The sequence below is a fragment of the Lysinibacillus sp. RU7 genome, from assembly GCF_057837305.1.
In genome coordinates this window covers 1-252 of the sequence record NZ_JBYQFK010000213.1, presented here as the reverse complement: position 1 = coordinate 252, position 252 = coordinate 1, and the positions used below count along the sequence as shown (strand labels likewise).

Sequence of the window (252 nt, the reverse complement as noted above, 5' to 3'; positions counted from 1 at the left end):
CGTCTGCGCGCCGCGATCCAGCGGATTCGCAACCAGGCTGAACAGGCGGTGCGCGAAGGGCGCTCCGAGCTGTTCCTGACCGACGAGCATGTCTCCGAAGGCCGTGTCGCCATTGCGGGCGTCCTGGCAGCGGCGGCGGTGCACACGCATCTCGTCCGCCGGGGCCTGCGCAGCTATGCGTCGATCAACGTGCGCTCGGCCGAGTGCCTCGACACCCATTATTATGCGGTGTTGATCGGCGTCGGCGCGACC

At 68.3% G+C, this 252-nt stretch carries 1 protein-coding gene; it reads left to right on the top strand.

What is annotated here, in order from left to right; all coding sequences use genetic code 11:
* Positions 1-252: glutamate synthase central domain-containing protein (locus AC3II9_RS22140; protein ID WP_489158888.1), on the top strand; the 252-nt coding region annotated here is incomplete at both ends.